Source organism: Blautia sp. TM10-2, from assembly GCF_003480845.1.
GTDB lineage: Bacteria > Bacillota > Clostridia > Lachnospirales > Lachnospiraceae > Fusicatenibacter > Fusicatenibacter saccharivorans.
In genome coordinates this window covers 42,045-68,604 of sequence record NZ_QUJZ01000020.1, presented here as the reverse complement: position 1 = coordinate 68,604, position 26,560 = coordinate 42,045, and the positions used below count along the sequence as shown (strand labels likewise).

The window sequence follows — 26,560 nt, the reverse complement described above, 5'->3', positions numbered from 1 at the left end:
CAGTTCGTAGGGGAATCGAACCCCTGTTTTCGCCGTGAGAGGGCGACGTCTTAGCCTCTTGACCAACGAACCATATGATATAGAACAGAATTTTTAAAAGAGAAGGAACTCTGTGAAACCTTCAACAGTTCGTAGGGGAATCGAACCCCTGTTTTCGCCGTGAGAGGGCGACGTCTTAGCCTCTTGACCAACGAACCATGTCGCTTAAAACAGGATTTTTAAGAGAGAAGGCATCCTGCGAACCTTCAGCAGTTCGTAGGGGAATCGAACCCCTGTTTTCGCCGTGAGAGGGCGACGTCTTAGCCTCTTGACCAACGAACCGTACTCGCTTATAATACACGATGTCTGGAGAAAATGCAAGTGTTTTTTGAAAAAAATTTAAAAAATTTCAAAAAGTAGCGAAATTCGCATTTTACTTGCATTTTTTACCAGTTATGGTATGATAAAACAAACAAATGTTCTAAAAACAGAAATACGTTCTAAAAAGAAAGAAAAAAGATTAGAATAGAGAAGGAGAAGACAAATGAAACAGTACAAAGGAGCCATTTTTGATCTGGACGGAACACTGCTCGACTCGATGCGGGTCTGGGATGACATCGATATTGCATTTTTAAAGAAGAGAGGACTTGAGGTTCCGCCGGATTATCAGGAGGCGATTACACCGCTCGGCTTTCTGGAGGCTGCCCGCTACACGATCAGACGGTTCGGCTTTCCGGAAACGCCGGAAGAACTGATTCAGGAGTGGCATCAGATGGCGGTCGACGCCTATACGTATGAAGTGGAGTTAAAAGACGGGGCAGCAGAATATCTCCGCTATTTAAAAGAAAAAGGAATCCGCATGGCGGTTGCTACCTCATCGAGCCCGGAGCTGTATGAGCCGGCCTTAAAGAGAAATGGGATTTATGAGTATTTTAAAGCATTTGTCACCGTCTCGGAAGTAAAGCGCGGCAAGGGCTTTCCGGATATCTACGAGAAAGCGGCTGAAAAGCTGTCTCTTCCGCCGGAAACGTGTGTGGTATATGAAGATATCCTAACGGGAATCCGCGGCGCCAAAATGGGCGGATTTGCGGCTGTGGGCGTGTATGACAGAAGCGGGGAAGGAAACCGCGCAAAGATGGAGCAGGAAGCAGACCGCTACGTGACTTCTTTTAAGGAGCTGATGAACGGAGGAGATTCTTTCTTCTAAAGAAAATCTTGCTATTCCGGGAAGAAAAATGATATAATAAAATACTGTGCCCCCAAAATGGGACAGACAGAAGTATTTTTAAGAGAAAAAGACAGTAACACATAAGTGAGGATAGAACAGTTATGCCAAAAAAAGAAACGTATGATGCCAGCAGTATTTCCGTGCTGGAAGGTCTCGAAGCAGTGCGTAAGCGCCCTGGTATGTATATCGGAAGTACCTCGCGGAAAGGCCTGAATCATCTGATTTATGAAATTGTAGACAATGCGGTGGACGAGCATCTTGCGGGCTACTGCGACACCATTCACGTAACACTTGAAGCAGACGGCTCGGCGACCGTGACCGACAACGGCCGCGGAATCCCGGTCGGCATGCATGAAAAAGGCGTTCCGGCGGAGCGTCTCGTTTTTACAACCCTGCACGCCGGCGGTAAATTCGACAACAATGCGTACAAGACAAGCGGCGGTCTGCACGGTGTCGGTTCTTCGGTTGTCAATGCGCTTTCTACCTATCTTGACGTACAGGTCAGCCTCGGCGGCTGGGTTTATCACGACCGCTACGAACGAGGTGTTGCCGTACAGGAACTCGATGAGGATGGGCTGCTGCCGAAGATCGGAAAAACGAAGAACAGCGGAACCCGCATCAACTTCCTGCCGGATCCGGAAATCTTTGAGAAAACACGTTTTTCCGCAACAGAGGTCAAAAGCCGTCTTCATGAGACTGCATATCTGAACCCGGCGCTTACCATTTATTTTTCCGATCTGCGCGATGGAAAAGAGGAGCACCTGACGTATCACGAGCCGGACGGCATTGTTGGTTTTGTGCGCGATCTGAATAAGAATAAAGAGGCAATCCACGATCCGATTTATTTCAAAGGGGAATCTGAGGGCATTACCGTAGAATGTGCGTTCCAGTATATCAACGAATTCCAGGAAAACGTGCTCGGCTTCTGTAATAATATCTACAACGCTGAGGGCGGTACCCATATTTCCGGTTTCAAATCGACCTTTACGACGATTATGAACAGCTATGCCAGAGAGATCGGTGTCTTAAAAGAAAAAGACAATAACTTTACGGGATCGGATATCCGAAACGGTATGACCGCTGTTATTTCGATCAAGCACCCGGATCCGCGGTTCGAGGGTCAGACAAAAACGAAGCTGGACAACCCGGATGCGGCAAAGGCCGCCGGAAAAGTAACGGGCGAGGAGATTCCGCTGTATTTCGACCGCAATCTCGAAGTGCTGAAAAATGTTCTTGCCTGCGCTGAGCGATCTGCCAAAATCCGCAGAAGCGAAGAAAAAGCCAAGACGAATATGCTGACCAAGCAGAAATATTCGTTTGATACGAACGGCAAACTGGCAAACTGCGAGAAAAAGGACCCGTCGCTGTGCGAGATCTTTATCGTCGAGGGAGATTCTGCGGGCGGTTCCGCAAAGACGGCGCGTGACCGTAATTTCCAGGCAATTCTGCCGATCCGCGGTAAGATTCTGAACGTAGAGAAGGCTTCTATTGATAAAGTTCTGGCAAATGCCGAGATCAAATCCATGATCAATGCATTCGGCTGCGGCTTTTCCGAGGGTTACGGCAACGACTTCGATATCACAAAGCTCCGTTACGATAAAATTATCATCATGGCAGATGCCGATGTCGACGGTGCGCATATTTCAACGCTGCTGCTGACACTGTTCTACCGTTTCATGCCGGAGCTGATCTACGAGGGACATGTCTATATCGCGATGCCGCCTCTTTACAAGGCAATGCCGTCCCGCGGAAAAGAAGAGTATCTGTACGACGACAAAGCACTGGAAAAATACAGAAAGACACACAAAGAAAAATTTACGCTGCAGCGCTACAAAGGTCTTGGCGAGATGGACCCGGAGCAGCTCTGGGAGACGACACTGAATCCGGAGACGAGACTTTTGAAGCGTGTGGAGATCGAGGATGCCCGTATGGCCTCCGATGTGACGGAAGTACTGATGGGAACCGAGGTTCCGCCGCGGAAAGCATTTATTTATGAGCATGCAACCGATGCAGAGCTGGATATTTAACAGGAAGGACAAAGGAAGATGAAAGAAAAATCAGAAGATCAGATTATACGGACCGAATATTCTGAGGTCATGCAGAAATCTTATATTGATTATGCGATGAGCGTCATCATTTCCCGAGCGCTTCCGGACGTGCGGGACGGTTTAAAGCCGGTACAGCGCCGTACTCTGTATGACATGTATGAGCTCGGCATCCAGTACGACAAGCCGTTCCGAAAGTGCGCGCGTATCGTCGGCGATACGATGGGTAAATACCATCCGCACGGCGACAGTTCCATTTACGATGCTCTTGTCGTAATGGCACAGGATTTCAAAAAAGGGCAGCCGCTTGTGGACGGTCACGGAAACTTCGGGTCGATTGAGGGTGACGGTGCCGCTGCAATGCGATATACCGAGGCGAGACTGCAGAAAATTACACAGGAGGTCTATTTAAAGGATCTCGACAAAGACGTTGTCGATTTCGTACCGAACTTCGACGAGACGGAAAAAGAGCCGTCTGTTCTGCCGGTGCGCGTGCCGAACCTTCTGTTGAATGGCGCAGACGGTATCGCTGTCGGTATGGCAACAAGCATTCCGCCGCACAACCTGTGTGAGATTGTGGATGCGGTCAAGGCCTACATGAAAAACAACGACATCACCGTCAAAGGTCTGATGAAATACATCAAAGGACCGGATTTCCCGACCGGCGGTATTGTCGTCAATCAGGATGACCTGCTGTCGATCTACGAAAAAGGTGTCGGAAAGATTAAAATCCGCGGAAAAGTGGAAGTGGAGAAAGGCAGAAACGGAAAGCAGTATCTTGTGATCACCGAAATTCCGTACCCGATGATCGGTGCGAACATCGGAAAGTTCCTGAACGATGTGGCGGGGCTTGTGGAGAGCAAGAAAGCGCCGGAAATCGTCGACATTTCCAACCAGTCCTCGAAAGAAGGAACACGCATCGTGCTCGAACTGAAAAAAGGCGCGGATGTGGAGCGGATCACGAATCTGCTGTACAAGAAAACACGTTTGGAAGATACGTTCGGTGTCAACATGCTCGCCGTGGCAGATGGAAGACCGGAGACGTTAAGCCTTAAACAGGTGATCGAGCATCACGTTGATTTCCAGTTTGAAGTGGCAACCCGCAAATACCAGAACCTTCTCCGCAAAGAGATGGAGCGCCGCGAGGTGCAGGAAGGTCTGATCAAGGCATGCGATGTGATCGATCTGATCATTGAGATCCTGCGCGGAAGCAAGACACAGAAGCAGGTCAAAGAGTGTCTGATTATGGGAGTGACCGATGGTATCCGCTTCAAATCAAAGTCAAGTGAGCGTATGGCAGCACAGCTCTGCTTTACGGAACGCCAGGCAACGGCGATTCTGGAGATGCGTCTGCAGAAACTGATCGGACTGGAAGTGGAAGCACTCTTAAAAGATCATGAGGCGACTGTGGCGAAGATTACAAAGTACGAGGATATCTTAAATCATTACGACTCGATGTCGGAAGTTATTATGGAAGATCTGACGCAGATAAAAAAAGAGTACGGCCACAAGCGGAAAACGGCGATTGAGAATGCTGAGGCGATTGTTCTTGAGGAGCTGAAGGTCGAGGAGATGGATGTTGTCTTCCTGATGGACCGCTTCGGTTATGCGAAGACGATCGATACGTCTGCTTACGAGCGGAACAAAGAGGCTGTGCACAACGAGAACAAATATGTGTTCCAGTGCAAAAACACCGATAAGATCTGCGTCTTTACGGATCTTGGCATGATGCACAGCATCAAAGTAATGGACATCCCGTATGGAAGATTCCGTGACAAGGGAACGCCGATCGACAACCTTGGAAATTACAGCAGCCAGAAGGAGCAGATGATTTACGTCGATGCACTGGAAAATATCAAGAACAATAAGCTGCTGTTCGTCAGCGCGGCCGGTATGGTAAAACTTGTCGATGGATCCGAGTTTGATGTCGTAAAACGAACGATCGCGGCGACGAAGCTTTCATCCGAGGAGGACCGTCTGATTCTTGCCGAGGTCTGCCAGGAGCAGGAGTATGTGGTTCTGCAGACGAAAAACGGTGTCTTCCTGCGCTTCCTTACGAGTGAAGTGCCGGAGAAGAAAAAAGCAGCCGTTGGTGTGCGTGGTATCCGTATGGCAGAGGACGACGCGGTAGAGCATGCGTATCTGCTGGCAAGCCGGATGGATTACACGATCACGTATCACGACAAAGAGATTTCTCTGACAGCGAAGATTAAGCTGGCAAAACGAGATACCAAGGGAACAAAGATCCGGGTATAACGCAGAGTTTTGTTTATAACCATGAGAAGCACGCTCCGCGGGTTTTTCGAGAGATCACTTGGCAATAAAAGGACACCTGCCCGATACCAGAACGGTACGGGCAGATGTCCTTTTTGCATAATTTTTTAGTTATTTGAAAAACTGTGGGAAGTCTTTCTTGGGGTTCTTCTTTCAATGGCAACGTACGGACGATGATGACCGACATATTTATAAGCCGGACGGATGATCTTTCCTTCGTTGACAAGCTCTTCGATCCGGTGTGCGGACCAGCCGGAGATACGGGAGATAGCAAAGATCGGGGTGTAGAGCTCTTTTGGAAGGCCAAGCATTGCGTAGACGAAACCGCTGTAGAAATCAACATTTGCACAGACTGGTTTGAGCAGACGGCGCTTTTTGGCGATACACTCGCCGGCAATGCGTTCTACAGACTCATAGAGAGCAAATTCTTTCTCGCGGTGCTTCTCAGCGGAAAGCTTCTTTGCATATTCTTTCAGAATCACACAACGTGGATCGGACAGGGTATAAACAGCATGGCCCATACCATAGATAAGACCGGTTCCATCGAATGTTTCACGATCAAGCATTTTGGTCAGGTAGGTGCGCAGTTCGTTTTCGTCTTCCCAGTTTGTAACATTCTCTTCAATATTTTCAAACATCTCCATAACCTTCAAGTTGGCACCGCCGTGGCGCGGTCCTTTTAAGGAACTTAAAGAAGCCGCAACAGCAGAGTAGGTATCGGTTCCGGAGGAGGAGACAACGTGTGTCGTAAATGTTGAGTTATTTCCGCCGCCGTGGTCTGCGTGAAGAATTAACGCAACATCGAGAACCTTTGCCTCCAGAGCAGTGTATTCTCCATCCGGGTGAAGCATCTGCAGAATGTTTTCAGCCATCGACAGCTCCGGTTTCGGATTTCGGATGATCAGGTTCTGGTTTTCGTGGTAGTGGCGGTATGCATGGTAGCCGTAAACGGCGATCAGCGGCATTTTGGCGATCAGACTCAAAGCCTGGCGGAGGACGTTCGGAATGGAAATGTCATCCGGCTTTTCGTCGTAGGAATACAGGGTCAGCACACAGCGCTGCAGAGTATTCATCATGTTTTTGCTGGTTGCCTTCATGACAACGTCGCGGACAAAAGTGTCCGGCAGCTCGCGGTAGATACTTAAAATTTCGTTGAAATCATTTAACTGCGGTTCTGTCGGAAGAGAACCGAACAGAAGAAGATAGGTAATCTCTTCAAAACCGAAGCGTCGTCCTTCCATACCTTTGATCAGATCTGCGACGTTATAGCCCTGAAAATAGAGACGGCCATCGGTCGGAACTTTTTCGCCGGTGCGCTCATCAATATCGAAGCCGATAACATCGGAAATTTCGGTCAGGCCGGTGAGAACACCTTTACCGGTGGAATCACGCAGTCCCCGTTTTACATCGTACTCAGTGTATAAAGATAAATCAATCTTTCCGGAATCTTTCGTATACTCTACAAGCTGACTGAGCTTGTCTTCCAGATTATCGTATTGCATGGTCATGACAACAGCCCCTTTCTTCCTTTAGTTAAAAACTATACTTACTTTTTTGGCGGTTGTCAATGCTTTTCTTTCAAAATACATTAATTTTTATAAGGAAAAGTGATGGTTTTCCTTAATTTTTGAAAGCAAGGACAAAGTTTATGCATAAAATTTGCGTCAGGGATGTGAAAACAACAAGGATGAAAACGGCAGGAAATCAGTGGGGCGGAACAAATTTTAGAAAAAGATTCATAAATTTCAAAAAAATGCTTGCAATTTCAAAAAAATACGGTATAATAATGATTGTGTCATTCAGAAAATGAATTTCACAGGCCGAAATAGCTCAGCCGGTAGAGCACTTCACTCGTAATGAAGGGGTCGTCAGTTCGAATCTGATTTTCGGCTTATTCTTTAGAAACCCGCAGGACGTAAGGTTCTGCGGGTTTTCTGGTATCATGAGAAATATGACAGAAATACGAACGCCCTTTGCAGGAAAAAGATCTGCTGCAAAGGGCGTTTGCTGTTACAAGTTTCAGGAAAATCAGTTCGTACAGCATATCCTGACGGAGCTTTTGGCCGGACACTTCAAAGAGCACATCAGCTGTTGCCATTTTCCTGTGCTGCCACCCGTGCGTCGCGTTCCCGGCGGGAAAAGACGCAGCCGCAGTAGTCCTGGCGGTAGAGGCCGTATTCGTGGGAAAGTTCGATGGAACGCTGGTAGCCGCCCCGTTTCTTGAAATCTGAATTGAGATATGGGATCCTGTATTCGGCGGCAAGCCGTTCTCCGATTTCATTCAGCTTTTCCGCGTTTTTCAGCGGGCTGATGGAGAGGGTTGTTGTAAAATAGTCGAGTTTGAGCTGCTTTGCCATTTCGGCCGCTTCGCGGAGCCGCATTTCATAGCAGACAAAACAGCGCTCGCCGCCCTCCGGCACATTTTCCATCCCGCGTGTCAGCTCATAGAACCGGTCAGAATCGTACGGTCCGGGGCAGAAGGAAATCGGATGCACGGCGGGAAGAGAATGGATCAGACGCTGCTGTTCCTCCACGCGGTGCTCGTACTCCGTCGGTGGATAGATGTTGGGATTATAGTAAAAGAGCGTAATGGAAAAATACTGCGACAGATATTCCAGCACGTAACTGCTGCACGGCGCACAGCAGCTGTGCAGCAGCAAGGTCGGAACTTCACCGTGAAGTCCTGCAATCTTCGCATCCAGCTCCTTCTGGTAATTTCTTTTATTGGTCATAATGTATCTTCAAACCTCCTGGTATCTTTCAATCCTTTCTATTATAGCCTCAGCGCGGCTGGGATGCAAGCTGCATATGATATCTTATAGATAGAGGAGGATGCAAAAAAATGGATGATCAAATCCTGTCATTAGAGCATATATCACTGTCCTATCACACCATGAAAGGAGAAACACCGGCGCTGTGCGATCTGACCTTTTCGGTAAAACCGGGGGAATTTGTTGCTCTTGTCGGACCGAGCGGCTGCGGAAAGAGCACGATCCTGAACTTGATTTCCGGTCTTTTAAAGCCGGAGGCGGGAACTCTGCTGAGCCGCGGACGGCCGATCACGGAGGCGGATCTCCATATCGGCTACATGCTGCAGAGAGACCACCTGTTTGAATGGCGGACCATCTACAGCAACGTTCTGCTGGGCCTTGAGATTTCGCGCACGCTGACACCCGAGCGGAAAGAAAAAGTTGGGGAGATGATGGAGACATACGGCCTGAAATCCTTTTCCAATGCCCGTCCGTCCGAACTTTCCGGCGGTATGCGGCAGAGGGCGGCACTGATCCGTACACTGGCGATGGAGCCGGATCTTCTGCTGCTTGACGAGCCGTTTTCCGCTCTCGACTACCAGACGAGGCTGAACGTCTGTGATGATATCGGAAAGATCATCAAAAAAGAGGGAAAGACAGCAATTCTCGTGACACACGATATTTCGGAGGCCATCAGCATGGCGGACCGTGTGATTGTTCTGGCGGCACGGCCGGCATATGTGAAAAAAAAGATTCCGATCCGGTTTGCGATGGAGGAGCGCACGCCGATGAAAGCGCGCAGTGCGCCGGAATTTAAAACGTATTTCAATGCCATCTGGAAGGAGCTGAATGAAAATGCGTGAGCAGGCAAAAACGCCGGAGAGCAGCTTTCAGAGGGCGTATCTCCGGCAGAAAAAAAGAGAACGGGAGCAGGTGCGGGTGTTTCGGGCTTTGCTTCTCGTCAGTTTTCTGGTATTATGGGAGGTGGCGGCGGATCTGAGATGGATCGATCCGTTTATCTTTTCCAGCCCTGTGCGGGTGGGAAAAACGTTCGTGACCCTGCTGACGGAGCAGAACCTTCTGCGCCATATCGGGATCACGGTGTATGAGACGGGAATCAGCTTTCTGCTCGTCTCGGCACTTGGCATGGCGTTCGCTGTGCTTTTGTGGCTCTTTCCGCGCTTTTCTGCGGTGATGGAGCCGTACCTGGTAGTCCTGAACAGCCTGCCGAAATCGGCGCTCGCCCCGCTTCTCATTGTGTGGATGGGGGCAAACGTGAAAACGATCATCACGGCCGGCATTTCCGTTGCGATATTCGGCTCGGTGATCAGCATTTACAGCAGCTTTCAGGGTGTGGAGCCGGATATGCTCCGCCTGATTGCAACACTCGGCGGAACGAAGAAGGATATGCTGTTCCGCGTCGTGCTGCCGTGGTCGCTTCCGGGGCTGCTCGCCGTGTGGAAGGTCAACATCGGCCTGTGCCTCGTCGGTGTTGTAATCGGAGAGTTTATCGGGGCAAGAGAGGGGCTTGGCTATCTGATTATCTACGGCAGTCAGGTGTTCAGATATGCACACGCAAGAGAAGGGAGGATGACAGATGATTGGAATCGTATGTCTGGAAGAACGAAGAGGAATGCAGTTTGGCGGACGACGCGTTTCGCGGGACCGCGTGGTAACGGAAAAAATCTGCGAACTGTGTGAGGGGAAAACGCTCTGGATGAATCCGGCTTCGGAAAAGCTGTTCGCGGAGCAGAAGGAGAGTGGGAAGGTAACACTTCAGGCGGCGGCAGATTTTCTGGAGCAGGCAGGCGAAGGAGAATACTGCTTTGTGGAGAATACGGGACTGCAGGCTGTGGAAGCGAAGATAGAGAAAATCATCGTTTTCTGGTGGAACCGGCATTATCCGTCTGACCGGAAATTCGACCTGGATCTTTCCAAATGGAATAAAGTGTCCGAGGAGGAGTTTGCAGGCTATTCCCATGAGAAAATAACGAAAGAGGTATATGAGAAATGAAAAAACCAAGAAAACAGCTTCTGCTGCTGGCGGCGCTTCTTGTTCTGACACTGACCGGCTGTGAGGCGCAGGATCTTCTCTCGACGGAGAGAGCAGATTCCGGTTCGGAGGTTACGGCCGCTTATACGATGACGGAATCCCAGATTACCGATCAGGCACCGACGGCCGTTTCAGTTCTTGATGTTTCGGAGTTTTCCGGTGAACCGTATGTCGTTTTAAACGGAAATGAGCCGGATTTTACCGATGAGGAAAAGACGACCGAGTCGTACGAGCATTACAGCAATCTGGACAGCCTGGGACGGTGCGGCGTGGCAGAGGCGAATATCGGCCAGGATCTGATGCCGACGGAGAAGCGCGGCGTGATCGGCCAGGTAAAGCCGACGGGCTGGCATACGGTAAAATACGATCAGGTGGAAGGTAAATATCTGTACAACCGCTGCCATCTGATCGGATACCAGCTGACCGGTGAGAATGCAAACGAGAAGAATCTGATCACTGGAACACGTTATCTGAATGTCGAGGGCATGCTGCCGTTTGAAAACATGGTTGCCGACTACGTCAAAGAGACCGGAAACCATGTGCTGTACCGCGTTACACCAATTTTTATCGGGGACAACCTTGTAGCGGACGGTGTGGAGATGGAGGCACTTTCCATGGAAGATGACGGCGAGGGCATTTCCTTCCATATCTTCGCATACAACAATCAGCCGGGCATCTCAATTAATTATGCAACGGGAGACAGCACGTTAAGCGAAAGCAGCGGAACGATGACGGATCAGCAGGAATATGTCATGAACACATCCAGCATGAAATTCCACCTGCCGTCATGCTCCAGCGTCAGCTCGATTAAGGATGAAAACAAGGCGACATATCAGGGACCGCGCGAGGACCTGATCGCCGAAGGCTATGAGCCGTGCGGACGGTGCAATCCGTAAAAGAAATTACAAAAAGAGGGTCGGAACTTTCCGGTCCTTTTTTCTATATAGTAAAGAGAAGCATCTGGAAAGTGAGACAGGAGATGGAAGAGGAGAAGCTGCGTGCGGTTTATTATGCAAGGTGCAGCACCGAGGAGGAAAATCAGAAGGATGCGCTGGTAAGGCAGGCGGCGGAGGCGGAAGAGGCAATCCGGGCAAGAGGATGGAGGCTTGTGGATGCCTACGTGGAGAGCCGCTCCGGTACGAGCCGGAAGGGCAGATGGGAATATAACCGCCTGTACGAGGATCTCGAGCAGAACAGGTTTGATGTCGTCGTAATCAAGTCGCAGGACCGCCTGATGCGGAACACGCGGGACTGGTATCTGTTCGCAGACCGCTTAAACTGCGCCGGAAAGCGGCTGTATTTTTATCTGGAGAACACATTCTATTCGCCGGAAGACGCGCTTCTGACCGGCATTAAGGCGATTCTGGCGGAGGAGTACAGCCGGGAGCTGAGCAAGAAGATGAATCTGGCGCACCAGAAACGGCAGCAGAATAATGGAAAGCCGGTGCTGACCTCAAAAAGTTATGGTTACCGGCGGACGGCAGACGGAGCGATTGAGATCATCCCGGAGGAGGCCGCAGTGAAGCGCCGTATGTACGAACTCTGTGCAGACGGTCTCGGCGGACGGAAAATTGCGGCGGTTCTGGCAGCGGAGGGCGTCCGCAGCCGCGCCGGAAAACCATTCTCTGGAACAGACATTATCCGCATGGTGCGGAATCCCATGAATAAAGGCACCGTAGTCATGAACAGGAAGCATTACGATTTTAACACCGGAAAAACGCTCCCTACACCGCCGGGCGGGCAGTACGTCTATGCGGGGAAAATTCCTGCTATCGTCTCTGAAGAGCTCTGGATAGCGGCAAATCGGGCGGCTGACGAGCGTCTCTGCCGCAAAAAGGTGGGCAAATCTGTTCAGACTTGACTGGGTAATCCTGTCCATCCTGATTCTCTGCCTCGTTGCGGCAGGATTGTACGGCATCTTGGGCTGGCTGGAAAAAAACTACACAAAACGCCGAAATTCGGGAAAGTAGGTGATTTGACTTGCAAAGGAAGGTTGGATGCTTGTATAATAATGCATGATAATTTAAAAAACTTACAGGAAAAGAGGAATGAAAATGGCACAGTTATGGGGCGGACGGTTCACAAAAGAGACCGACAAGTTAGTGTATAATTTTAATGCATCCATCAGCTTTGATCAGAAATTCTATAAACAGGACATCAAAGGCAGCATGGCACATGTAAAGATGCTGGCAAAACAGGGCATCCTGACAGAAGAGGAGAGAGACCAGATTCTTGCAGGACTGGAGGGGATTCTTGCCGATGTGGAGAGCGGAAAACTGGAAATCACCAGCGAATATGAGGATATCCACAGCTTCGTGGAGGCAAACCTGATCGACCGCATCGGAGACGCCGGAAAGAAGCTGCACACCGGAAGAAGCCGCAATGACCAGGTAGCCCTCGATATGAAACTTTATGTCCGCGATGAGATCACCGAGATTGATGCACTCGTCAAAGAGGTGCTGGTAACACTTGAAAAAATCATGGAAGAGAACATTCACACCTATATGCCGGGATTCACCCATCTGCAGAAAGCACAGCCGATCACACTGGCACATCACATGGGCGCATATTTTGAAATGTTCCGCCGCGACAGAGGCCGCCTTGCAGACATCTACAAGAGAATGAATTACTGTCCGCTCGGTTCCGGTGCGCTGGCTGGAACGACGTATCCGTTGGACCGCGCTTACACAGCAGAGCTGCTCGGCTTTGACGGCCCGACCTTAAACAGCATGGATTCCGTATCCGACCGTGACTATGTCATTGAGCTCCTCAGTGCTCTTTCTACGATTATGATGCATCTTTCCCGCTTCTCCGAGGAGATTATCATCTGGAATACCAATGAGTACCAGTTTGTGGACATCGACGACGCATACAGCACCGGAAGCAGTATCATGCCGCAGAAAAAGAATCCGGATATCGCAGAGCTTGTTCGAGGAAAAACAGGCCGCGTTTACGCAGCTCTGATGTCAATGCTCACCACTATGAAGGGAATCCCGCTGGCGTACAACAAAGATATGCAGGAGGATAAAGAGCTGACCTTCGATGCCATCGACACCGTAAAAGGATGCCTGGCTCTGTTCAATGGCATGCTTTCTACCATGTACTTCAAAAAAGACCGCATGGAGAACAGTGCAAAGAACGGTTTCACGAATGCAACGGACGCAGCTGATTACCTTGTTGGAAAAGGCGTTCCGTTCCGCGATGCACATGGCATTGTCGGCCGTCTCGTTCTGTACTGCATTGACAAAGGAATCTCCCTTGATGATATGAAACTCGAAGAGTACAAAGCGATCAGCCCGGTCTTCGAGGATGATATTTATGATGCCATCAGCATGAAGAACTGCGTAGAACGACGCAACACGATCGGTGCGCCGGGAGCAGATGCGATGCAGGCTGTCATCGAGCAGAATAAAAAATATTTACAGGAAAATTGAAAAAACAGTTGCAATTTTGAAAAAATTGGTATAGTATGACATGAGACGCACAAATGTACGCCACAGAAGAACAAGGAGATGAAACCAATGGAGCAGAAATTGAGAGTAGGAATTTTAGGAGCAACCGGTATGGTAGGACAGAGATTTATTTCTCTGCTGGAGAACCATCCGTGGTTTGAAGTTGTGACCCTGGCAGCAAGTCCGAGAAGTGCCGGAAAAACATATGAGGAAGCAGTCGGCGGACGCTGGAAAATGGATACTCCAATGCCGGAAGCAGTGAAAAAGCTCGTTGTGATGAATGTAAATGATGTAGAGCATGTGGCATCTACCGTAGATTTTGTATTTTCCGCTGTTGATATGTCGAAAGATGAGATCAAAGCGATTGAAGAAGCATATGCAAAGACCGAGACACCGGTTGTTTCCAACAACAGCGCACACCGCTGGACACCGGATGTTCCGATGGTAGTTCCGGAAATCAACCCGGAGCACTTCGATGTTATCGAGTTTCAGAAAAAACGTCTGGGAACCAAGAGAGGCTTTATCGCTGTAAAACCGAACTGTTCAATCCAGAGCTATGCACCGGTATTAACGGCATGGAAAGAGTTCGAGCCATATGAAGTGGTTGCAACCACATACCAGGCAATTTCCGGAGCAGGAAAAACCTTCAAAGACTGGCCGGAGATGGAAGGCAACATCATCCCGTTCATCGGCGGAGAAGAAGAGAAGAGCGAGCAGGAGCCGCTTCGTATCTGGGGTAAAATTGAAAACGGCGTGATCGTAAAAGCAACTGAGCCGAAGATCACCTGTCAGTGTATCCGTGTTCCGGTATTAAACGGACACACCGCAGCTGTTTTCGTAAAATTCCGCAAGAAACCGACGAAAGAGCAGCTGATCGAAAAACTGGAGAACTTCAAAGGCCTTCCGCAGGAGCTGAATCTGCCAAGCGCACCGAAACAGTTCATCCGTTACATGACAGAAGATAACCGTCCGCAGGTAACACTGGATGTCAACTACGAGAACGGTATGGGAATCAACGTAGGCCGTTTAAGAGAGGATTCCATCTACGACTGGAAATTCGTAGGTCTGTCCCACAACACGGTCCGCGGCGCAGCAGGCGGAGCAGTACTTTGTGCAGAGACACTGGTTGCAAAGAAGTTTATCGCTGCAAAATAATGCTTAGAATGATATAAAAAACGCCTCTGAAACGTTTTGGGTTCAGAGGCGTTTTTTGTGCATGGATCAAAAGAATATAGCATGTGTTTGAAACATCGTTCCTGCAATCTGCACGCCCAACTTTGCAGGATATCGAAAGCAGCAAAAAAGAAGCGCCATACGGGAAAATTCCCGCGGCGCTTCTTTTTTGCTCAAATAATTTTATTTACGCAAGGTTTGGCTAATCTTAGAATTTGCCAGCTTTTGCTGCCTCTTCAACAGCAACAGCTACAGCAACAGTCATACCAACCATTGGGTTGTTTCCTGCGCCGATCAGACCCATCATTTCTACGTGAGCCGGTACAGAAGAAGAACCTGCAAACTGAGCGTCAGAATGCATACGTCCCATAGTATCGGTCATACCGTAGGAAGCAGGACCTGCTGCCATGTTGTCCGGGTGAAGAGTACGTCCTGTACCACCGCCGGAAGCAACGGAGAAGTATTTTTTACCAGCTTCGATACGCTCTTTTTTGTAGGTACCTGCAACTGGATGCTGGAAACGAGTCGGGTTGGTGGAGTTTCCGGTGATGGAAACGTCAACGTTCTCTTTCCACATGATAGCAACGCCTTCGCGAACGTCGTTAGCGCCGTAGCAGTTAACTTTCGCACGCGGTCCATCGGAGTATGCTTTTCTGAATACTTCTTTCAGTTCTCCGGTGTAGTAGTCATACTCAGTCTCTACATAAGTAAAGCCGTTGATACGAGCGATGATCTGAGCAGCGTCTTTTCCAAGACCGTTCAGGATAACACGCAGAGGTTTCTGACGTACTTTGTTTGCTTTTTCAGCGATACCGATAGCACCCTCAGCAGCTGCGAAGGACTCATGTCCAGCCAGGAATGCGAAGCACTCGGTGTCCTCTTCCAGAAGCATTTTACCAAGGTTACCATGGCCAAGACCAACTTTACGCTGATCTGCTACAGAACCCGGGATACAGAAGGACTGAAGTCCCTCACCGATTGCTGCAGCAGCTTCAGAAGCTTTGCGGCATCCTTTTTTGATTGCGATTGCTGCGCCTACAGTGTAAGCCCATTTTGCATTCTCGAAGCAGATTGGCTGAATGCCTTCGATCATTTTGTATACATCAAGGCCAGCAGCTTTTGTAACTTCTGCAGCTTCTTCGATGGAGTTGATTCCGTACTCAGCAAGCTTAGCCAGAATCTGTTTCTCTCTTCTTTCATATGATTCAAATAAAGCCATTTTCCTATCCTCCTAAATTATCTGATTACTCTTTTCTCGGGTCAACGATCTTAACAGCATCAGCAACACGTCCGTACTGTCCGCTTGCTTTTTCGAAAGCTGTGTTTGCATCATCGCCGGCTTTGATGAAGTTCATCATCTTTCCGAAGTTGATGAATTTGTAACCGATAATCTCATCATCTGCATCCAGAGCGATACCTGTTACATAACCGTCGGTCATCTCCAGGTAACGAGGTCCTTTTGCAAGAGTTCCGTACATGGTACCAACCTGGGAACGAAGTCCTTTACCAAGGTCTTCCAGGCCTGCGCCTACAACCAGTCCGTCCTCGGAGAATGCACTCTGGCTTCTTCCGTAAACGATCTGCAGGAAGAGCTCTCTCATAGCAGTATTGATAGCATCACACACAAGGTCAGTATTCAGTGCCTCAAGGATGGTAAGTCCTGGCAGAATCTCAGATGCCATAGCTGCAGAATGAGTCATTCCTGAACATCCGATGGTCTCAACGAGAGCTTCCTGGATAACGCCCTCTTTTACGTTCAGAGTCAGCTTGCAGGTACCCTGCTGCGGTGCGCACCAGCCAATACCGTGAGTGAATCCGGAAATGTCTTTGATTTCTTTTGCTTTTACCCATTTTGCTTCCTCCGGAATCGGAGCTGCACCGTGATGCACGCCCTGGGCAACCGGACACATCATTTCTACTTCGTGTGAATAAGTCATTGTTAAACTCCTTTCAAATATGTACTTATTTGAGCTTTTGTCTTTCGAACGGACTGTTTCCAGCCTGTTCACAGACCTATGGTTATTGTCTCACAAAATTGGTCATTCGTCCAGCATATTTTGATAAAAAATTGCAAAGACCACCGGAAAACGATAAAATTTCCGGCGGTCTTTTAAATCAATCGGTTTGGTTTTCTCTCGATAAAAGAGATTTTTTTTAATTATCAGATTTTTTGACAATTTCTTTCGCATTCTTAAAAATATGACCTGACGGGATCACGCCGCGAACACAGGAGAGTGGATAAATGTTGGAATTTCTTCCGACAACCGTTCCCGGGTTCAATACGCTGTTACAGCCGACCTCAACTTCATCGCCGAGCATCGCACCGAATTTTTTCAGTCCGGTTTCGATCTGCTCATCGGCGCTTTTGACAACGACAAGCTTCTTGTCGGACTTTACATTGGAAGTAATGGAACCGGCACCCATGTGCGCTTTGTAGCCAAGAACAGAGTCACCGACGTAATTGTAGTGCGGAACCTGTACTTTATTAAAGAGAATGACATTTTTCAGCTCGGTGGAGTTACCAACGACAGCGCCCTCGCCGACGATGGCATTTCCGCGGATAAAAGCACACTGGCGGATCTCCGCGCCTTTTCCGATGATGCATGGGCCGTTGATGGAAGCGGTCGGTGCGATACTGGCATCTTTTGCGATCCAGATATTTTCACCGCGTTTTTCGTATTCTGCCGGATCAAGCGTCTCGCCGAGTTCAAGAATAAAGTCCTTGATGAGCGGAAGCACTTCCCATGGATACGTTTTGCCTTCAAAGATTTTTGCGGCAATGGTCTGGGTTAAATCATAAAGTTCAGAAATGGTTGCATCTTTCATGAGTGATTCATCCTTTCTTTTTTCTGTTCCTGTTTATCTTACCACATTTCAAGTGTTCTGTGCGGTCTTTTTTCTGTTCAAAGAAGACTTTGCAGAAGAGCTTCTTGAAGACGTGCTTTTTCCGGCACCGGAACGTGTGGAAGAGGCTTTTTTATAGTACGGCGCGGACGCATCAAAACTGCTCTTTAACTGGAACTGGTTCCGCATCTGCTTTACATTCACGGTGTGGCGTGTTACAAAGTTTTCCAGTTTTCCCATATATTCCTCAGAGGTAATGGATCCCTCCGCCACATAGGTGAGTCCCTTTTCCCAGCTTGCTGTCAGCTCCGGGTTCAGAAGCGGGCGGATGGACTGGTGGACGACGTCATAGATCATTTCACCGAGCTGCGTTGGTGTGATGACCTGTGTCTTTTTGTTCAGCGCGAGATACTTGATAAAGACAAGCTTTTTTAAGATCTCCGCACGCGTTGCACTCGTTCCGATGCCGCTTCCCTTGATCTGCTCACGCAGCTCCTCATCTTCGATGAGCTGTCCGGCATTCTCCATCGCAAGGATCATGGAACCGGAAGTATAGCGCTTCGGCGGGGAGGTTTCGCCCTCTTTCATTGAAAGGCCGAGCAGGTTCAGTTCACTGCCTTTCTTTAACTGGGACAGCGCGACAAGAAATGCGGGATCGCACGTTGTTTCCTCGTCCTTTTTTCCGTCCTCGTCCTCATCCTTTTTACGGAAGAAGGAGTAGTGCATTGCTTTTAAGTAGCCCTCCTCCACGAGGACACGGAAGTTGGAAAAGAACTGTTCGCCGCCGATTTCCGTCACAAGCACGACCTTCTGATAGACGGCCGATGGATAGAAGATGCTAAGAAAACGGCGGACAATCGTTTCGTATACTTTGGCGGAAAGCTCCGAAAGATTCCGCAGATTGCCAAGGCCCTGTCCGGTCGGAATGATTGCGTAGTGGTCAGTGATCTGTTTATCATTCGTATAACGGGTGGAACCGATCTTTTTCCAGCTCTCGCCCTGTAAAATTTCATCCGCAAGACCGCGGCAGATGTTGTACTGCTGCAGGCCGCGCAGGTTCTTGCTGATTTCCTTTGCAACGGCAGAAGAAAGCACACGGGCGTCGGTACGCGGATAGGTAACCAGCTTTTTCTCGTAAAGCTCCTGGACGACTTTCAGCGTTTCATCCGGGCTGATTTTGAAGAAGCGGGCACAGTCGTTCTGCAGCTCCGCAAGGTTGTAGAGCAGCGGCGCATTTTTATTCTCTTTTTTCCGCTCCATTTTCAGAACGCGCGGGATCAGAGGGTTCTGTGCTTTTAATTCGTCAATCAGCTTCTGTGCGTCTTCTTTTTTCTGGAATCCATTCTCCTTATAGAGAAGCGGCGAGTTAAAATAGCGGCTTCCTTTAACGGCACGCCATTCGCCTTCGAAATTCCGCCCGTTAAAAGAAAGACCGGCGATGACACGGTAGAACGGTGTTTTTACGAAACTGCGGATTTCGCGTTCGCGGCGCACGACCATGCCGAGCACGCATGTCATGACACGGCCGACAGAGATGGACTGGTATTTGGTGCCGAGATACGATGCGACGGCGTTTCCGTATTTTAACGAGAGAAGACGGGAAAAGTTAATGCCCATCAGGTAATCTTCTTTGGCACGGAGATAAGCGGAAGCTGAGAGATTGTCGTATTCGCTTTCATCCTTCGCTTCGCGGATGCCGCGCAGGATTTCTTCTTCTGTCTGTGAATCAATCCAGACACGTTTCTGCTTCTTGTCTTTGATACCGGCCATCTGTGCGACGAGGCGGTAGATATATTCTCCCTCGCGCCCGGAGTCGGTACAGACATAAATGGTTTCGATATCTTCCCGGTGGAGCAGGCCGCTCACGATGTTGAACTGCTTTTTTACTTCCGGGATTACTTCATATTTAAAGTTTTCAGGCAAAAAAGGCAGGGTCTCAAGACTCCACCTTTTTAACGCAGGATCGTATTTTTCCGGGTAGCTCATCGTAACCAGGTGGCCGACGCACCAGGTTACGATGGAAGTTTCCGACTCCAGATACCCGTCCCTGCGCTGCATATTCTGTTTTAATGCTTTTGCGAATTCCTGAGCGACGCTCGGTTTCTCCGCAATGTATAAGGATTTTGTCATTTATCTGCACTCATCATTCGAAGCGGCCAGGCAAGGAGCAGTCCGCCTCCGATCATATTTCCGATAGTTACAATTACCATACTTTTCAGCGCGGCGGTAAGAGAGATGCCGCCCGGAACGAGAAGTGCGGCGGTAACGAAGGTTGCCATATTGGCAATGCAGTGTTCGAAACCGGCAACAACGAATCCGGAGATACAAAGTATGATCATGAAAAATTTCGCAACTTCATTTTTGCATTTCATGCCGCAGGCAACGGCAAGGCAGACGAAGAAGTTGCAGAGAATGGCACGGAAAAACATTTCTCCGGCAGGAATGGAAAGTTTATTTCCAATAAATCCTGCGTAATAATCGGCAGTACCGGAAGCACCTGCCAGTACGAAAATTACGGAGAGAATCAGGCATCCGACAAAGTTTCCGATGTAGCTTACCAGCCATACTTTTCCAACCTGTGCCCAGGAGACTTTTTTGTCATAGGCCCCAAATGCCATAACAAGATTGTTTCCGGTGAAAAGCTCTGCACCGATAAAAACGATCAGCAGAACCGCAATGGCAAACACAATACCGCCAAGCAGTTTTCCCCAGGCAGGATCTGTACTCTGGAACGTATTGCCTACCACGTTGGAGAAAATCATGGCAACCACGATAAAGAAACCGGCCATGACTGCACGGAGAAAGTATTTCCCCGGGTGTTCTTTCAGCAGCCTTGCTTTGTTTACGGCTGCCTCTGAAAATTTTTGTACGTCATCATAAGGCATAGAATAACTCCTTTCTTATGTCCCGTAGGATGGACATATCCCCTCTCTTTTTGTCCGGGGGATGGTCTTTTTTTCCGAAGCAGCTTGCAAATGCTTCGGATTTCGCGCTTTCAACTTTGGCTATTATAGCATTTCCCGGAAAGATTCGCAATGAAGGAGGAAGAAAAAAGTATATTTCCACAGAAATGTCAGAAAATAAGGGGTGAAACGACAGATTGTATGATGAACTCAGAGGGATTGAAACAAGGATTGAAAGCTTTTTTTATGTTCTGTTTTACAAACATCTCGGACACAGTGAAATTGTAAACCATGATGATCCGGCGTTTGTGAAACTGGTTTATCATCTGCACTGATGTTCATTCTTAGCAAAAACCTCATCGGCTGTTTTCATACAAAAGATAAAACGGCAGGTGAGGTTTTTGTAATGGGCCTCTGGAAAGGATAAACTAAAGCCGTATAGTATCCATTACACCGGATTTTTTCCGGTATTCTAAAGGAGTCATATGATACTGTTTTTTGAATAAACTCTGAAAATGAGGTTGGCTGGAAAAGCAGAGATAACTGCTGATTTCAGCCAGACTTTTTGTACTGTAGGTTAAAAGCATTTTAGCTTCTTCTAATTTACATCTTGTAATGAAAGCACCTATGGTAAAGCCGAGCTCAGTTTTGAATTTTTTCATCGTGTAGGAAGTACTTTTCTGAATGGAATCCGCGACATCATTCACGGAGATGGATTCGTTTGTATGTGTACGGATAAAATTCATACAGGTATAAACTTCTCTTGAGATTCCAGCAGGGATTTTGGTTTCACCTGCCTGCTGACAAAAATCCAGAATCATGGAGTATTGCAGTGCCTGGATTTTTTCCAGTGACTGCAGTGCCTCGCATTCCTGAATATAAAGATCCAGAAGCTGATATGTTTTTTCAATATCTACTCCTCCCGGAATGGCGCCAAGAACAGCGGTTTTGATTGCTGTCACGATAAAAAGATTTTTGGCATGGCGAATCGGGGTTTTTGCAAGTCTGCCTTCTTCTAATTGTAATGTATTATTCTTCAAAAAATTCTGCAAAGCATTTACATTTCCGTTTTGAACAAACTGAAAAAGTTCGCATTCAAACTGGTAAGTGTTATGCATCTTTTTATTTTCCATATTTTCTGTAATGGATTTCAAATGCTGCTGGCTCTGCCGCAATTGCTGGGGTGCACGCTGTCCCAATAATTTCAACACACTGATTTCCTTGTGGTTCACACATTGATGCAGGAAAACAAGATGCTGACAAAATTGGATATGTGATAACCGGGGAATGGAGGCGAGAGCCTCAGCGATTACTTCCTTGTACTTCAGAGGCGTGGCAGAGTCATGCATATAACTGCGGACGAGCTCATCTGTCACAGGAACGGAAAAAACCGGGCCTAAGATGATATATTCACCAGTAGCTTCAATTTGGACAGAGCCATATACAATGTCGGGAGATGCAAAACGAAATTCGGGATTATAATCGGATGGATAAAGCGGATAAGGACTCTCTGTTGAGATGTGGAGCTGTTCTGATAAAGCAGAGTAAATAGCTCCTGCTTCAGTAATTAGATTCGTAGGAATTCCTGTAACGGCATAGTAATTTTTACAAAAAGTAACATAATTCATATGATATTCTCCTGGTATCTGTGGGATGCAGTGGATCAAATTTTCGTTTGAAAGTTTCTGCAAAGCAATTCACGATTCCTTCACTTCCAAATTTAAAGTATAAAATGGAAAAAGAAAAATAACAATACGAAAACATATAATTTTGTATGTTTTTATGTAATATCTTTCCTTTCATTTTTGATAAAGTGCGATTAGAAAAAAGGAAAGGCGGATCATACGCATGAGACAACCGATTAAAATTAATAAAACGAATCCAAATAAAGGTGTTCTCGATTATTCTTATCTTTTGGATGCACCAGCTGGAAAACATGGATTTGTAACGACAAGGAATGGCCATTTTTATTTTGAAGATGGTGTAAGGGCAAAATTTCTTGGGTTTAATGTGGCTGCAAGATCAAATACCCCGGATCATGAAACCGCAGAGAAACTGGCGGAACGTTTTGCGAGCCTGGGCGTGAATGTGATTCGGCTCCATGCAGCAGATGCCCCAATCAGCGAAGAACCACGTAGCTGGTCCAGCTGTAAAGAAGCTCCACTTTTAGATTATGAAAAAGGAAACGGGAGAGAATTTCATCCGGAAGGTCTGGATCGATTTGACTATTTTGTCGCAAAATTGAAAGAGCGGGGTATTTACCTTCACATTGATCTTATCGTTGCAAGAGATTTTGTAGAAGGAGATGGACTGGACTACCCAGGAAATGCGGGAAGCTGCATCAAACGTTTTCCCATGTACAATAAACGGATGATAGAGCTGCAAAAAGAATATGCCAGAAAGATTCTCTGTCATGTGAATCCTTATACAGGTCTTGCACTGATTGACGATCCGGCGGTGATCACGGTTCAGATCAATAATGAAGATTCTGCGATTAAAGGAACGATGGAAACGGATCAGCGGGAAGAGATGCAGCCATATCGGGATGAGGTACAAAATCGTTTTAACAGCTTCCTCTTGATGAAATATGGAACAAGAGAGCGTCTGAAAGAAGCATGGACGTTTGAAGGAAAATGTGCGCTTGGCGAGGAAGAAGATCCGGAGAAAGGAACTGTGCAGGGAGCCGCAGGTAATTTCTATCAGCCGGAATGCGACCCTTTGGGAAAATGGGAAGAAAATGAAAGTCCGGCCCGCTATGCTGATTTTATGGAATTTGGCATTACGATGAATCGTAATTTTTATCAGGATATGAAAGATTATCTTCATTCCCTTGGAGTAAAAGTTCCGATCGTGACAAGCAATCTGGTTGCCGGTGCAGCGGATGTATATGGCCATACCGACGGGGATTTTATGGAAAATAACAGCTATTTTAATCACCCGCTGCTTCCGATCCAGGAGGCAAATACCTATCTGGTTGCAGGGCCGGCCGAATATGTGTCAACGAACCCGCTGACCATGCAGACAGGAGTTGGTTCTATGGCAACAACACTTTTAAATCTTGCTTCCGTTGCCATTGTAAAAGGAAAGCCTTTCATGCTCAGTGAGTGGAACGAATATGGGGAACATCCTTTCCATTCGACAGCATATGTGCACACGGTTGCCTATGCATGCTTGAACGACTGGGACGGACTGATTTTATACAATTATCATACGTCAGAAAAGGCGGACGATCAGCCGGACGATGAAATCTGGAGTGTTTTTGATGTATATAATGATCCGGCGGTTATCTGTCAGTGGGGATTTATGGCATCTGTATTTCTCAAAGGGCTGGTATCGGCGGCTAAAAACCGTGTAGATGTCGTATATACACAGAACGATTTGAAAACACTGCCGAAAATGCACGCAATGCCAACTACTTTTTTACCTTACATCACATGTATGCGAAATGTATTCCTGGACGGAGGGGATACCTATCAGGGAGACGCGGCTGTTGCAGTGAACGCAGGATTTTTGAATGGGGCAGATCTCTCGGAGGCAGAACACGGTGTGTATTATGCATGGTCACCGTATCGTGACGCATGGCGGAAATATAAAGACCACAACAGGCTGAAACAGGCAGCGAAGAATGCAGAAGAGATACGAGAAGGCGTGTATCTGGGAGCACAGGCACTTGTCTTTGATGAAATTCAGAAAATCGCAGGCACAGGAGATTATCGTGAATTTGCTGCAATTCTTGACCGGGCAATGAAAGAATGGAAGATACTTTCGGAGGAATGTGGTCTGGTAGATGGAAAACTGATTTCTGATACAAAAGAGCTGGTGTTTGATCCGGCACATGCCCGGTTCGTAATTCATACACCGTATTGCGGATATTTCAGTGGAAGCCCAGCAGAAAGTCTGCGGCTGTCTGAAAAAATTGAGATCCAGTCAGAAAATGAGCGGATTACGCTGGCACTTCTTCCAGTGGGAAAGGAAAAACTGGAGCAGGCAGAGGAATTTGTGATCACTGCGATGGGAACAACGGGAATGGACAAGACAACGTATCAGGAAGGTGCACAGATGATGGGCTTTCCGTTTACTGCAGTACACTTTCAGGGAAAATTATATGCCGAAACGCTGGAAGGAAGAATCTACGTAAAAGCTAAGGAGGCCGTTCTTACAGCATTAGATCCAATGGGAAATGAAATTGGAAGAATAGAAGGAAAAGAGACAGAAAAAGGAGTATGTTTTCTTCTGTCAGGCAATCTTCCAAGTGTTCAATATAATTTAAAAATAAAAAAAGAATGCCCAAATATATAATATTAAATTGCTATATGTAATAAAAGAAACAAAATACTTGATAGAATACAAGTATAAAACAGCGGCTGTAAAAAACGATGGGAGAAAAAGATATGGGAAAAAAGAAACAAAAAGTCCTCTATGATGCAGACGGGGCAAGAAGAGTTATGAGAAAAAGAGATTATATGGCTGATATGGGAGGTCAGTTAGCGTTAGGCGTGATGGCCAATCTGGTTGGCCAGCTTACTTACTTTTATACAGATAAAGTCGGCATGGCGGTAGGCGGAGTCGGAATTGCGATGATGATCGCTAAGATTATAGATGCACTGACGGATGTTCTGGTGGGAAATATGATTGACCACTCCAAAGGTGGGAATAAGAAATATTACTCCTGGATGCTGAAAATGGCGATTCCTGCAGCAGTCATCATCATTATGATGTTTACGGTCCCGATTCAGGCAGGACAGACAGCGGCATTGATTTATGTACTGGTTACCAATCTTCTTTTAACAGCAGTTATTTATACTATGATTGCCACACCGTTTTCAGCGGTTATGATTGTGCGTACTCACAGCCAGAGTGAGCGAAGCAATATGGGGCTGTTCCGTGCAGTCGGAAACTACGGTGCCGGAACAATCATTGCTATTATCACAATTCCGGTAACCAATATGCTGGGTGGTACACAGAGTGCATGGATCAAATATGGTGTTGCGCTTGCACTTGGCGTTTTATTACTTTTCCTGATCTGCTACAACAATGGAAGAAAAGCAAAATTTGCTTCGGATTTTGAAAGCGAATCGGAAAACGCATCAGAAACAGCACCGACAGAAACAGAAGAAGAGGAAGCAGTTCCATTTAAAGATGCTATAAAAATGTTATTGCAGAATAAATACTGGGTGATCGTTCTTCTGTTCAATTTGATTACCAATATTACCGCTGCAGTGGCAGCAGCCTCGGGTACATACTATGCAAAATGGATTTTTGGCAACGATAATCTTGTTGCAGTCATAGGAGCGGCAGGTATGCTGGCAACGGTAATCGGATTTGTGGTTTCCAAGCCGATCATTTCGAAGCTGGGTGTTACAAAAACAATTCAGCTTGGGTTAATGGGAGCTGCCATTCCATCCCTGATCCGCTGCTTTATTCCGGAAAACTTTATGGTTTATGCAGCAACCAGCCTTGTGGCGAGCTTTATCCAGATTCCACTGATGTGTCTGTACGGCGTATTAACAGCAATGACGGTAGATTATAACGAATGGAAATATGGAAAGAAATTAGTTGCAATGTCGGGCGGAGCTATAGGATTTGGAAGTAAAGTGGGAAGCGGCCTTGGATCTGTTATCTTATCCGCATTTCTTGCCATTGGCGGATATCAGGCATCGCTGGAAAGTGCAACTGCTTCCATGCGATATTCGATTTATGGATTTTCCAACTATCTTCCGCTGGTTGTAAACCTGGCTATGTTCCTGATTTTTACCAGATTTGATCTGGAAGAAAAATTACCAAAGATGCGGGAAGAAGTACTTGCGAGAAAAGAGAAAAAATAAACGGAGAAACTACAAGGTCGGTACAGGAAAGACT

At 47.5% G+C, this 26,560-nt stretch carries 21 protein-coding genes and 4 tRNA genes; 13 read left to right on the top strand and 12 right to left on the bottom strand.

What is annotated here, in order from left to right:
• The 3 genes from DXD92_RS17330 to DXD92_RS17320 form a co-directional block, all read right to left on the bottom strand.
• A tRNA-Glu gene (locus tag DXD92_RS17330) sits at nucleotides 1-72 on the bottom strand.
• A 53-nt stretch (nucleotides 73-125) separates the two neighbouring features.
• Nucleotides 126-197: transfer RNA gene (locus DXD92_RS17325), tRNA-Glu, on the bottom strand.
• 52 nt (nucleotides 198-249) lie between these two features.
• Nucleotides 250-321 (bottom strand) — tRNA-Glu (locus DXD92_RS17320).
• A gap of 202 nt (nucleotides 322-523) precedes the next feature.
• Here DXD92_RS17320 and DXD92_RS17315 point away from each other — a divergent pair.
• From DXD92_RS17315 to DXD92_RS17305, 3 genes are all read left to right on the top strand, one after another.
• The gene (locus DXD92_RS17315; RefSeq protein ID WP_118641145.1) at nucleotides 524-1,186 is read left to right on the top strand and encodes an HAD family hydrolase; all 663 of its coding nucleotides are present in this window, start codon (nucleotides 524-526) and stop codon (nucleotides 1,184-1,186) included.
• Between the two features lie 122 nt (nucleotides 1,187-1,308).
• The gene (locus tag DXD92_RS17310) at nucleotides 1,309-3,234 is read left to right on the top strand and encodes a DNA gyrase/topoisomerase IV subunit B (protein ID WP_117805360.1); all 1,926 of its coding nucleotides are present in this window, start codon (nucleotides 1,309-1,311) and stop codon (nucleotides 3,232-3,234) included.
• 18 nt (nucleotides 3,235-3,252) lie between these two features.
• Entirely contained in the window at nucleotides 3,253-5,508 is a 2,256-nt protein-coding gene (locus tag DXD92_RS17305; RefSeq protein WP_118641143.1) for a DNA gyrase/topoisomerase IV subunit A, read from the top strand.
• A gap of 125 nt (nucleotides 5,509-5,633) precedes the next feature.
• On the opposite strand, the gene DXD92_RS17300 is transcribed toward DXD92_RS17305, so the two are convergent.
• Nucleotides 5,634-7,034: a citrate/2-methylcitrate synthase gene (locus tag DXD92_RS17300; protein ID WP_118594540.1), complete on the bottom strand. Its 1,401-nt coding sequence runs from the start codon at nucleotides 7,032-7,034 to the stop codon at nucleotides 5,634-5,636.
• A gap of 311 nt (nucleotides 7,035-7,345) precedes the next feature.
• Between DXD92_RS17300 and DXD92_RS17295 the strand changes: the two genes are divergently transcribed.
• Nucleotides 7,346-7,418, top strand: a tRNA-Thr gene (locus DXD92_RS17295).
• A 192-nt stretch (nucleotides 7,419-7,610) separates the two neighbouring features.
• Here DXD92_RS17295 and DXD92_RS17285 read toward each other — a convergent pair.
• A complete protein-coding gene (locus tag DXD92_RS17285; RefSeq protein ID WP_118594539.1) occupies nucleotides 7,611-8,258 on the bottom strand; it encodes an epoxyqueuosine reductase QueH in 648 nt (215 codons plus the stop codon).
• A 110-nt stretch (nucleotides 8,259-8,368) separates the two neighbouring features.
• Between DXD92_RS17285 and DXD92_RS17280 the strand changes: the two genes are divergently transcribed.
• The 7 genes from DXD92_RS17280 (at nucleotide 8,369) to asd (ending at nucleotide 14,936) form a co-directional block, all read left to right on the top strand.
• Complete coding sequence (locus DXD92_RS17280; protein ID WP_118594538.1) at nucleotides 8,369-9,139, top strand: ABC transporter ATP-binding protein; 771 nt, start codon at nucleotides 8,369-8,371, stop codon at nucleotides 9,137-9,139.
• Nucleotides 9,132-9,977 carry an ABC transporter permease gene (locus DXD92_RS17275; RefSeq protein ID WP_117812857.1) on the top strand — a complete coding sequence of 282 codons (846 nt, stop codon included), beginning with the start codon at nucleotides 9,132-9,134 and terminating at the stop codon, nucleotides 9,975-9,977. The genes DXD92_RS17280 and DXD92_RS17275 overlap by 8 nt, the downstream gene beginning before the upstream one ends.
• Nucleotides 9,874-10,290: a hypothetical protein gene (locus DXD92_RS17270; RefSeq protein ID WP_055217698.1), complete on the top strand. Its 417-nt coding sequence runs from the start codon at nucleotides 9,874-9,876 to the stop codon at nucleotides 10,288-10,290. Before DXD92_RS17275 ends, DXD92_RS17270 begins: the two co-directional genes overlap by 104 nt.
• The gene (locus DXD92_RS17265) at nucleotides 10,287-11,225 is read left to right on the top strand and encodes a DNA/RNA non-specific endonuclease (protein WP_118594537.1); all 939 of its coding nucleotides are present in this window, start codon (nucleotides 10,287-10,289) and stop codon (nucleotides 11,223-11,225) included. The genes DXD92_RS17270 and DXD92_RS17265 overlap by 4 nt, the downstream gene beginning before the upstream one ends.
• A 71-nt stretch (nucleotides 11,226-11,296) precedes the next feature.
• Nucleotides 11,297-12,190, top strand: a complete 894-nt coding sequence (locus tag DXD92_RS17260) for a recombinase family protein (protein ID WP_147398226.1) — start codon at nucleotides 11,297-11,299, stop codon at nucleotides 12,188-12,190.
• Between the two features lie 193 nt (nucleotides 12,191-12,383).
• Nucleotides 12,384-13,763: an argininosuccinate lyase gene (gene argH / locus DXD92_RS17255; RefSeq protein ID WP_118594579.1), complete on the top strand. Its 1,380-nt coding sequence runs from the start codon at nucleotides 12,384-12,386 to the stop codon at nucleotides 13,761-13,763.
• 87 nt (nucleotides 13,764-13,850) lie between these two features.
• A complete protein-coding gene (asd, locus tag DXD92_RS17250; protein ID WP_022463016.1) occupies nucleotides 13,851-14,936 on the top strand; it encodes an aspartate-semialdehyde dehydrogenase in 1,086 nt (361 codons plus the stop codon).
• Nucleotides 14,937-15,002: 66 nt separating this feature from the next.
• Here asd and DXD92_RS19780 read toward each other — a convergent pair whose 3' ends face one another.
• The 7 genes from DXD92_RS19780 to DXD92_RS17215 form a co-directional block, all read right to left on the bottom strand.
• On the bottom strand, nucleotides 15,003-15,095 hold the full coding sequence (locus tag DXD92_RS19780) for a DUF6783 domain-containing protein (protein ID WP_369123061.1): 93 nt from the start codon (nucleotides 15,093-15,095) through the stop codon (nucleotides 15,003-15,005).
• A 67-nt stretch (nucleotides 15,096-15,162) separates the two neighbouring features.
• Nucleotides 15,163-16,173 carry a GGGtGRT protein gene (locus DXD92_RS17245; protein WP_022463017.1) on the bottom strand — a complete coding sequence of 337 codons (1,011 nt, stop codon included), beginning with the start codon at nucleotides 16,171-16,173 and terminating at the stop codon, nucleotides 15,163-15,165.
• 25 nt (nucleotides 16,174-16,198) lie between these two features.
• Nucleotides 16,199-16,891 carry an iron-sulfur cluster assembly scaffold protein gene (locus tag DXD92_RS17240; protein ID WP_118641141.1) on the bottom strand — a complete coding sequence of 231 codons (693 nt, stop codon included), beginning with the start codon at nucleotides 16,889-16,891 and terminating at the stop codon, nucleotides 16,199-16,201.
• Nucleotides 16,892-17,108: 217 nt separating this feature from the next.
• Entirely contained in the window at nucleotides 17,109-17,780 is a 672-nt protein-coding gene (locus DXD92_RS17235) for an acyltransferase (protein WP_118594535.1), read from the bottom strand.
• A 48-nt stretch (nucleotides 17,781-17,828) separates the two neighbouring features.
• Nucleotides 17,829-19,928 (bottom strand): DNA topoisomerase, encoded by a 2,100-nt coding sequence (locus DXD92_RS17230; protein WP_118594534.1) that lies wholly within the window; start codon nucleotides 19,926-19,928, stop codon nucleotides 17,829-17,831.
• Entirely contained in the window at nucleotides 19,925-20,683 is a 759-nt protein-coding gene (locus DXD92_RS17225) for a formate/nitrite transporter family protein (protein WP_118594533.1), read from the bottom strand. Before DXD92_RS17225 ends, DXD92_RS17230 begins: the two co-directional genes overlap by 4 nt.
• 446 nt (nucleotides 20,684-21,129) lie before the next feature.
• The gene (locus tag DXD92_RS17215) at nucleotides 21,130-22,329 is read right to left on the bottom strand and encodes a helix-turn-helix domain-containing protein (protein ID WP_022463022.1); all 1,200 of its coding nucleotides are present in this window, start codon (nucleotides 22,327-22,329) and stop codon (nucleotides 21,130-21,132) included.
• 220 nt (nucleotides 22,330-22,549) lie between these two features.
• Here DXD92_RS17215 and DXD92_RS17210 point away from each other — a divergent pair, with 220 nt between their 5' ends.
• Nucleotides 22,550-25,000 (top strand): beta-galactosidase, encoded by a 2,451-nt coding sequence (locus DXD92_RS17210; protein ID WP_117510213.1) that lies wholly within the window; start codon nucleotides 22,550-22,552, stop codon nucleotides 24,998-25,000.
• Nucleotides 25,001-25,092: 92 nt separating this feature from the next.
• Nucleotides 25,093-26,526, top strand: coding sequence for an MFS transporter (locus tag DXD92_RS17205; RefSeq protein WP_022463024.1), 1,434 nt, complete (start codon nucleotides 25,093-25,095; stop codon nucleotides 26,524-26,526).
• Nucleotides 26,527-26,560: the final 34 nt, after the last annotated feature.

Coding starts and splice junctions, on each gene's coding strand:
- DXD92_RS17270 (WP_055217698.1), top strand. CDS start 9,874: ATGATTGGAATCGTATGTCTGGAAGAACGAAGAGGAATGCAGTTTGGC.
- DXD92_RS17310 (WP_117805360.1), top strand. CDS start 1,309: ATGCCAAAAAAAGAAACGTATGATGCCAGCAGTATTTCCGTGCTGGAA.
- DXD92_RS17265 (WP_118594537.1), top strand. CDS start 10,287: ATGAAAAAACCAAGAAAACAGCTTCTGCTGCTGGCGGCGCTTCTTGTT.
- DXD92_RS17285 (WP_118594539.1), bottom strand. CDS start 8,258: ATGACCAATAAAAGAAATTACCAGAAGGAGCTGGATGCGAAGATTGCA.
- argH (WP_118594579.1), top strand. CDS start 12,384: ATGGCACAGTTATGGGGCGGACGGTTCACAAAAGAGACCGACAAGTTA.
- DXD92_RS17230 (WP_118594534.1), bottom strand. CDS start 19,928: ATGACAAAATCCTTATACATTGCGGAGAAACCGAGCGTCGCTCAGGAA.
- DXD92_RS17275 (WP_117812857.1), top strand. CDS start 9,132: ATGCGTGAGCAGGCAAAAACGCCGGAGAGCAGCTTTCAGAGGGCGTAT.
- DXD92_RS17210 (WP_117510213.1), top strand. CDS start 22,550: ATGAGACAACCGATTAAAATTAATAAAACGAATCCAAATAAAGGTGTT.
- asd (WP_022463016.1), top strand. CDS start 13,851: ATGGAGCAGAAATTGAGAGTAGGAATTTTAGGAGCAACCGGTATGGTA.
- DXD92_RS17240 (WP_118641141.1), bottom strand. CDS start 16,891: ATGACTTATTCACACGAAGTAGAAATGATGTGTCCGGTTGCCCAGGGC.
- DXD92_RS17280 (WP_118594538.1), top strand. CDS start 8,369: ATGGATGATCAAATCCTGTCATTAGAGCATATATCACTGTCCTATCAC.
- DXD92_RS17245 (WP_022463017.1), bottom strand. CDS start 16,173: ATGGCTTTATTTGAATCATATGAAAGAAGAGAGAAACAGATTCTGGCT.
- DXD92_RS19780 (WP_369123061.1), bottom strand. CDS start 15,095: ATGGCGCTTCTTTTTTGCTGCTTTCGATATCCTGCAAAGTTGGGCGTG.
- DXD92_RS17305 (WP_118641143.1), top strand. CDS start 3,253: ATGAAAGAAAAATCAGAAGATCAGATTATACGGACCGAATATTCTGAG.
- DXD92_RS17225 (WP_118594533.1), bottom strand. CDS start 20,683: ATGCCTTATGATGACGTACAAAAATTTTCAGAGGCAGCCGTAAACAAA.
- DXD92_RS17315 (WP_118641145.1), top strand. CDS start 524: ATGAAACAGTACAAAGGAGCCATTTTTGATCTGGACGGAACACTGCTC.
- DXD92_RS17215 (WP_022463022.1), bottom strand. CDS start 22,329: ATGAATTATGTTACTTTTTGTAAAAATTACTATGCCGTTACAGGAATT.
- DXD92_RS17235 (WP_118594535.1), bottom strand. CDS start 17,780: ATGAAAGATGCAACCATTTCTGAACTTTATGATTTAACCCAGACCATT.
- DXD92_RS17300 (WP_118594540.1), bottom strand. CDS start 7,034: ATGACCATGCAATACGATAATCTGGAAGACAAGCTCAGTCAGCTTGTA.
- DXD92_RS17205 (WP_022463024.1), top strand. CDS start 25,093: ATGGGAAAAAAGAAACAAAAAGTCCTCTATGATGCAGACGGGGCAAGA.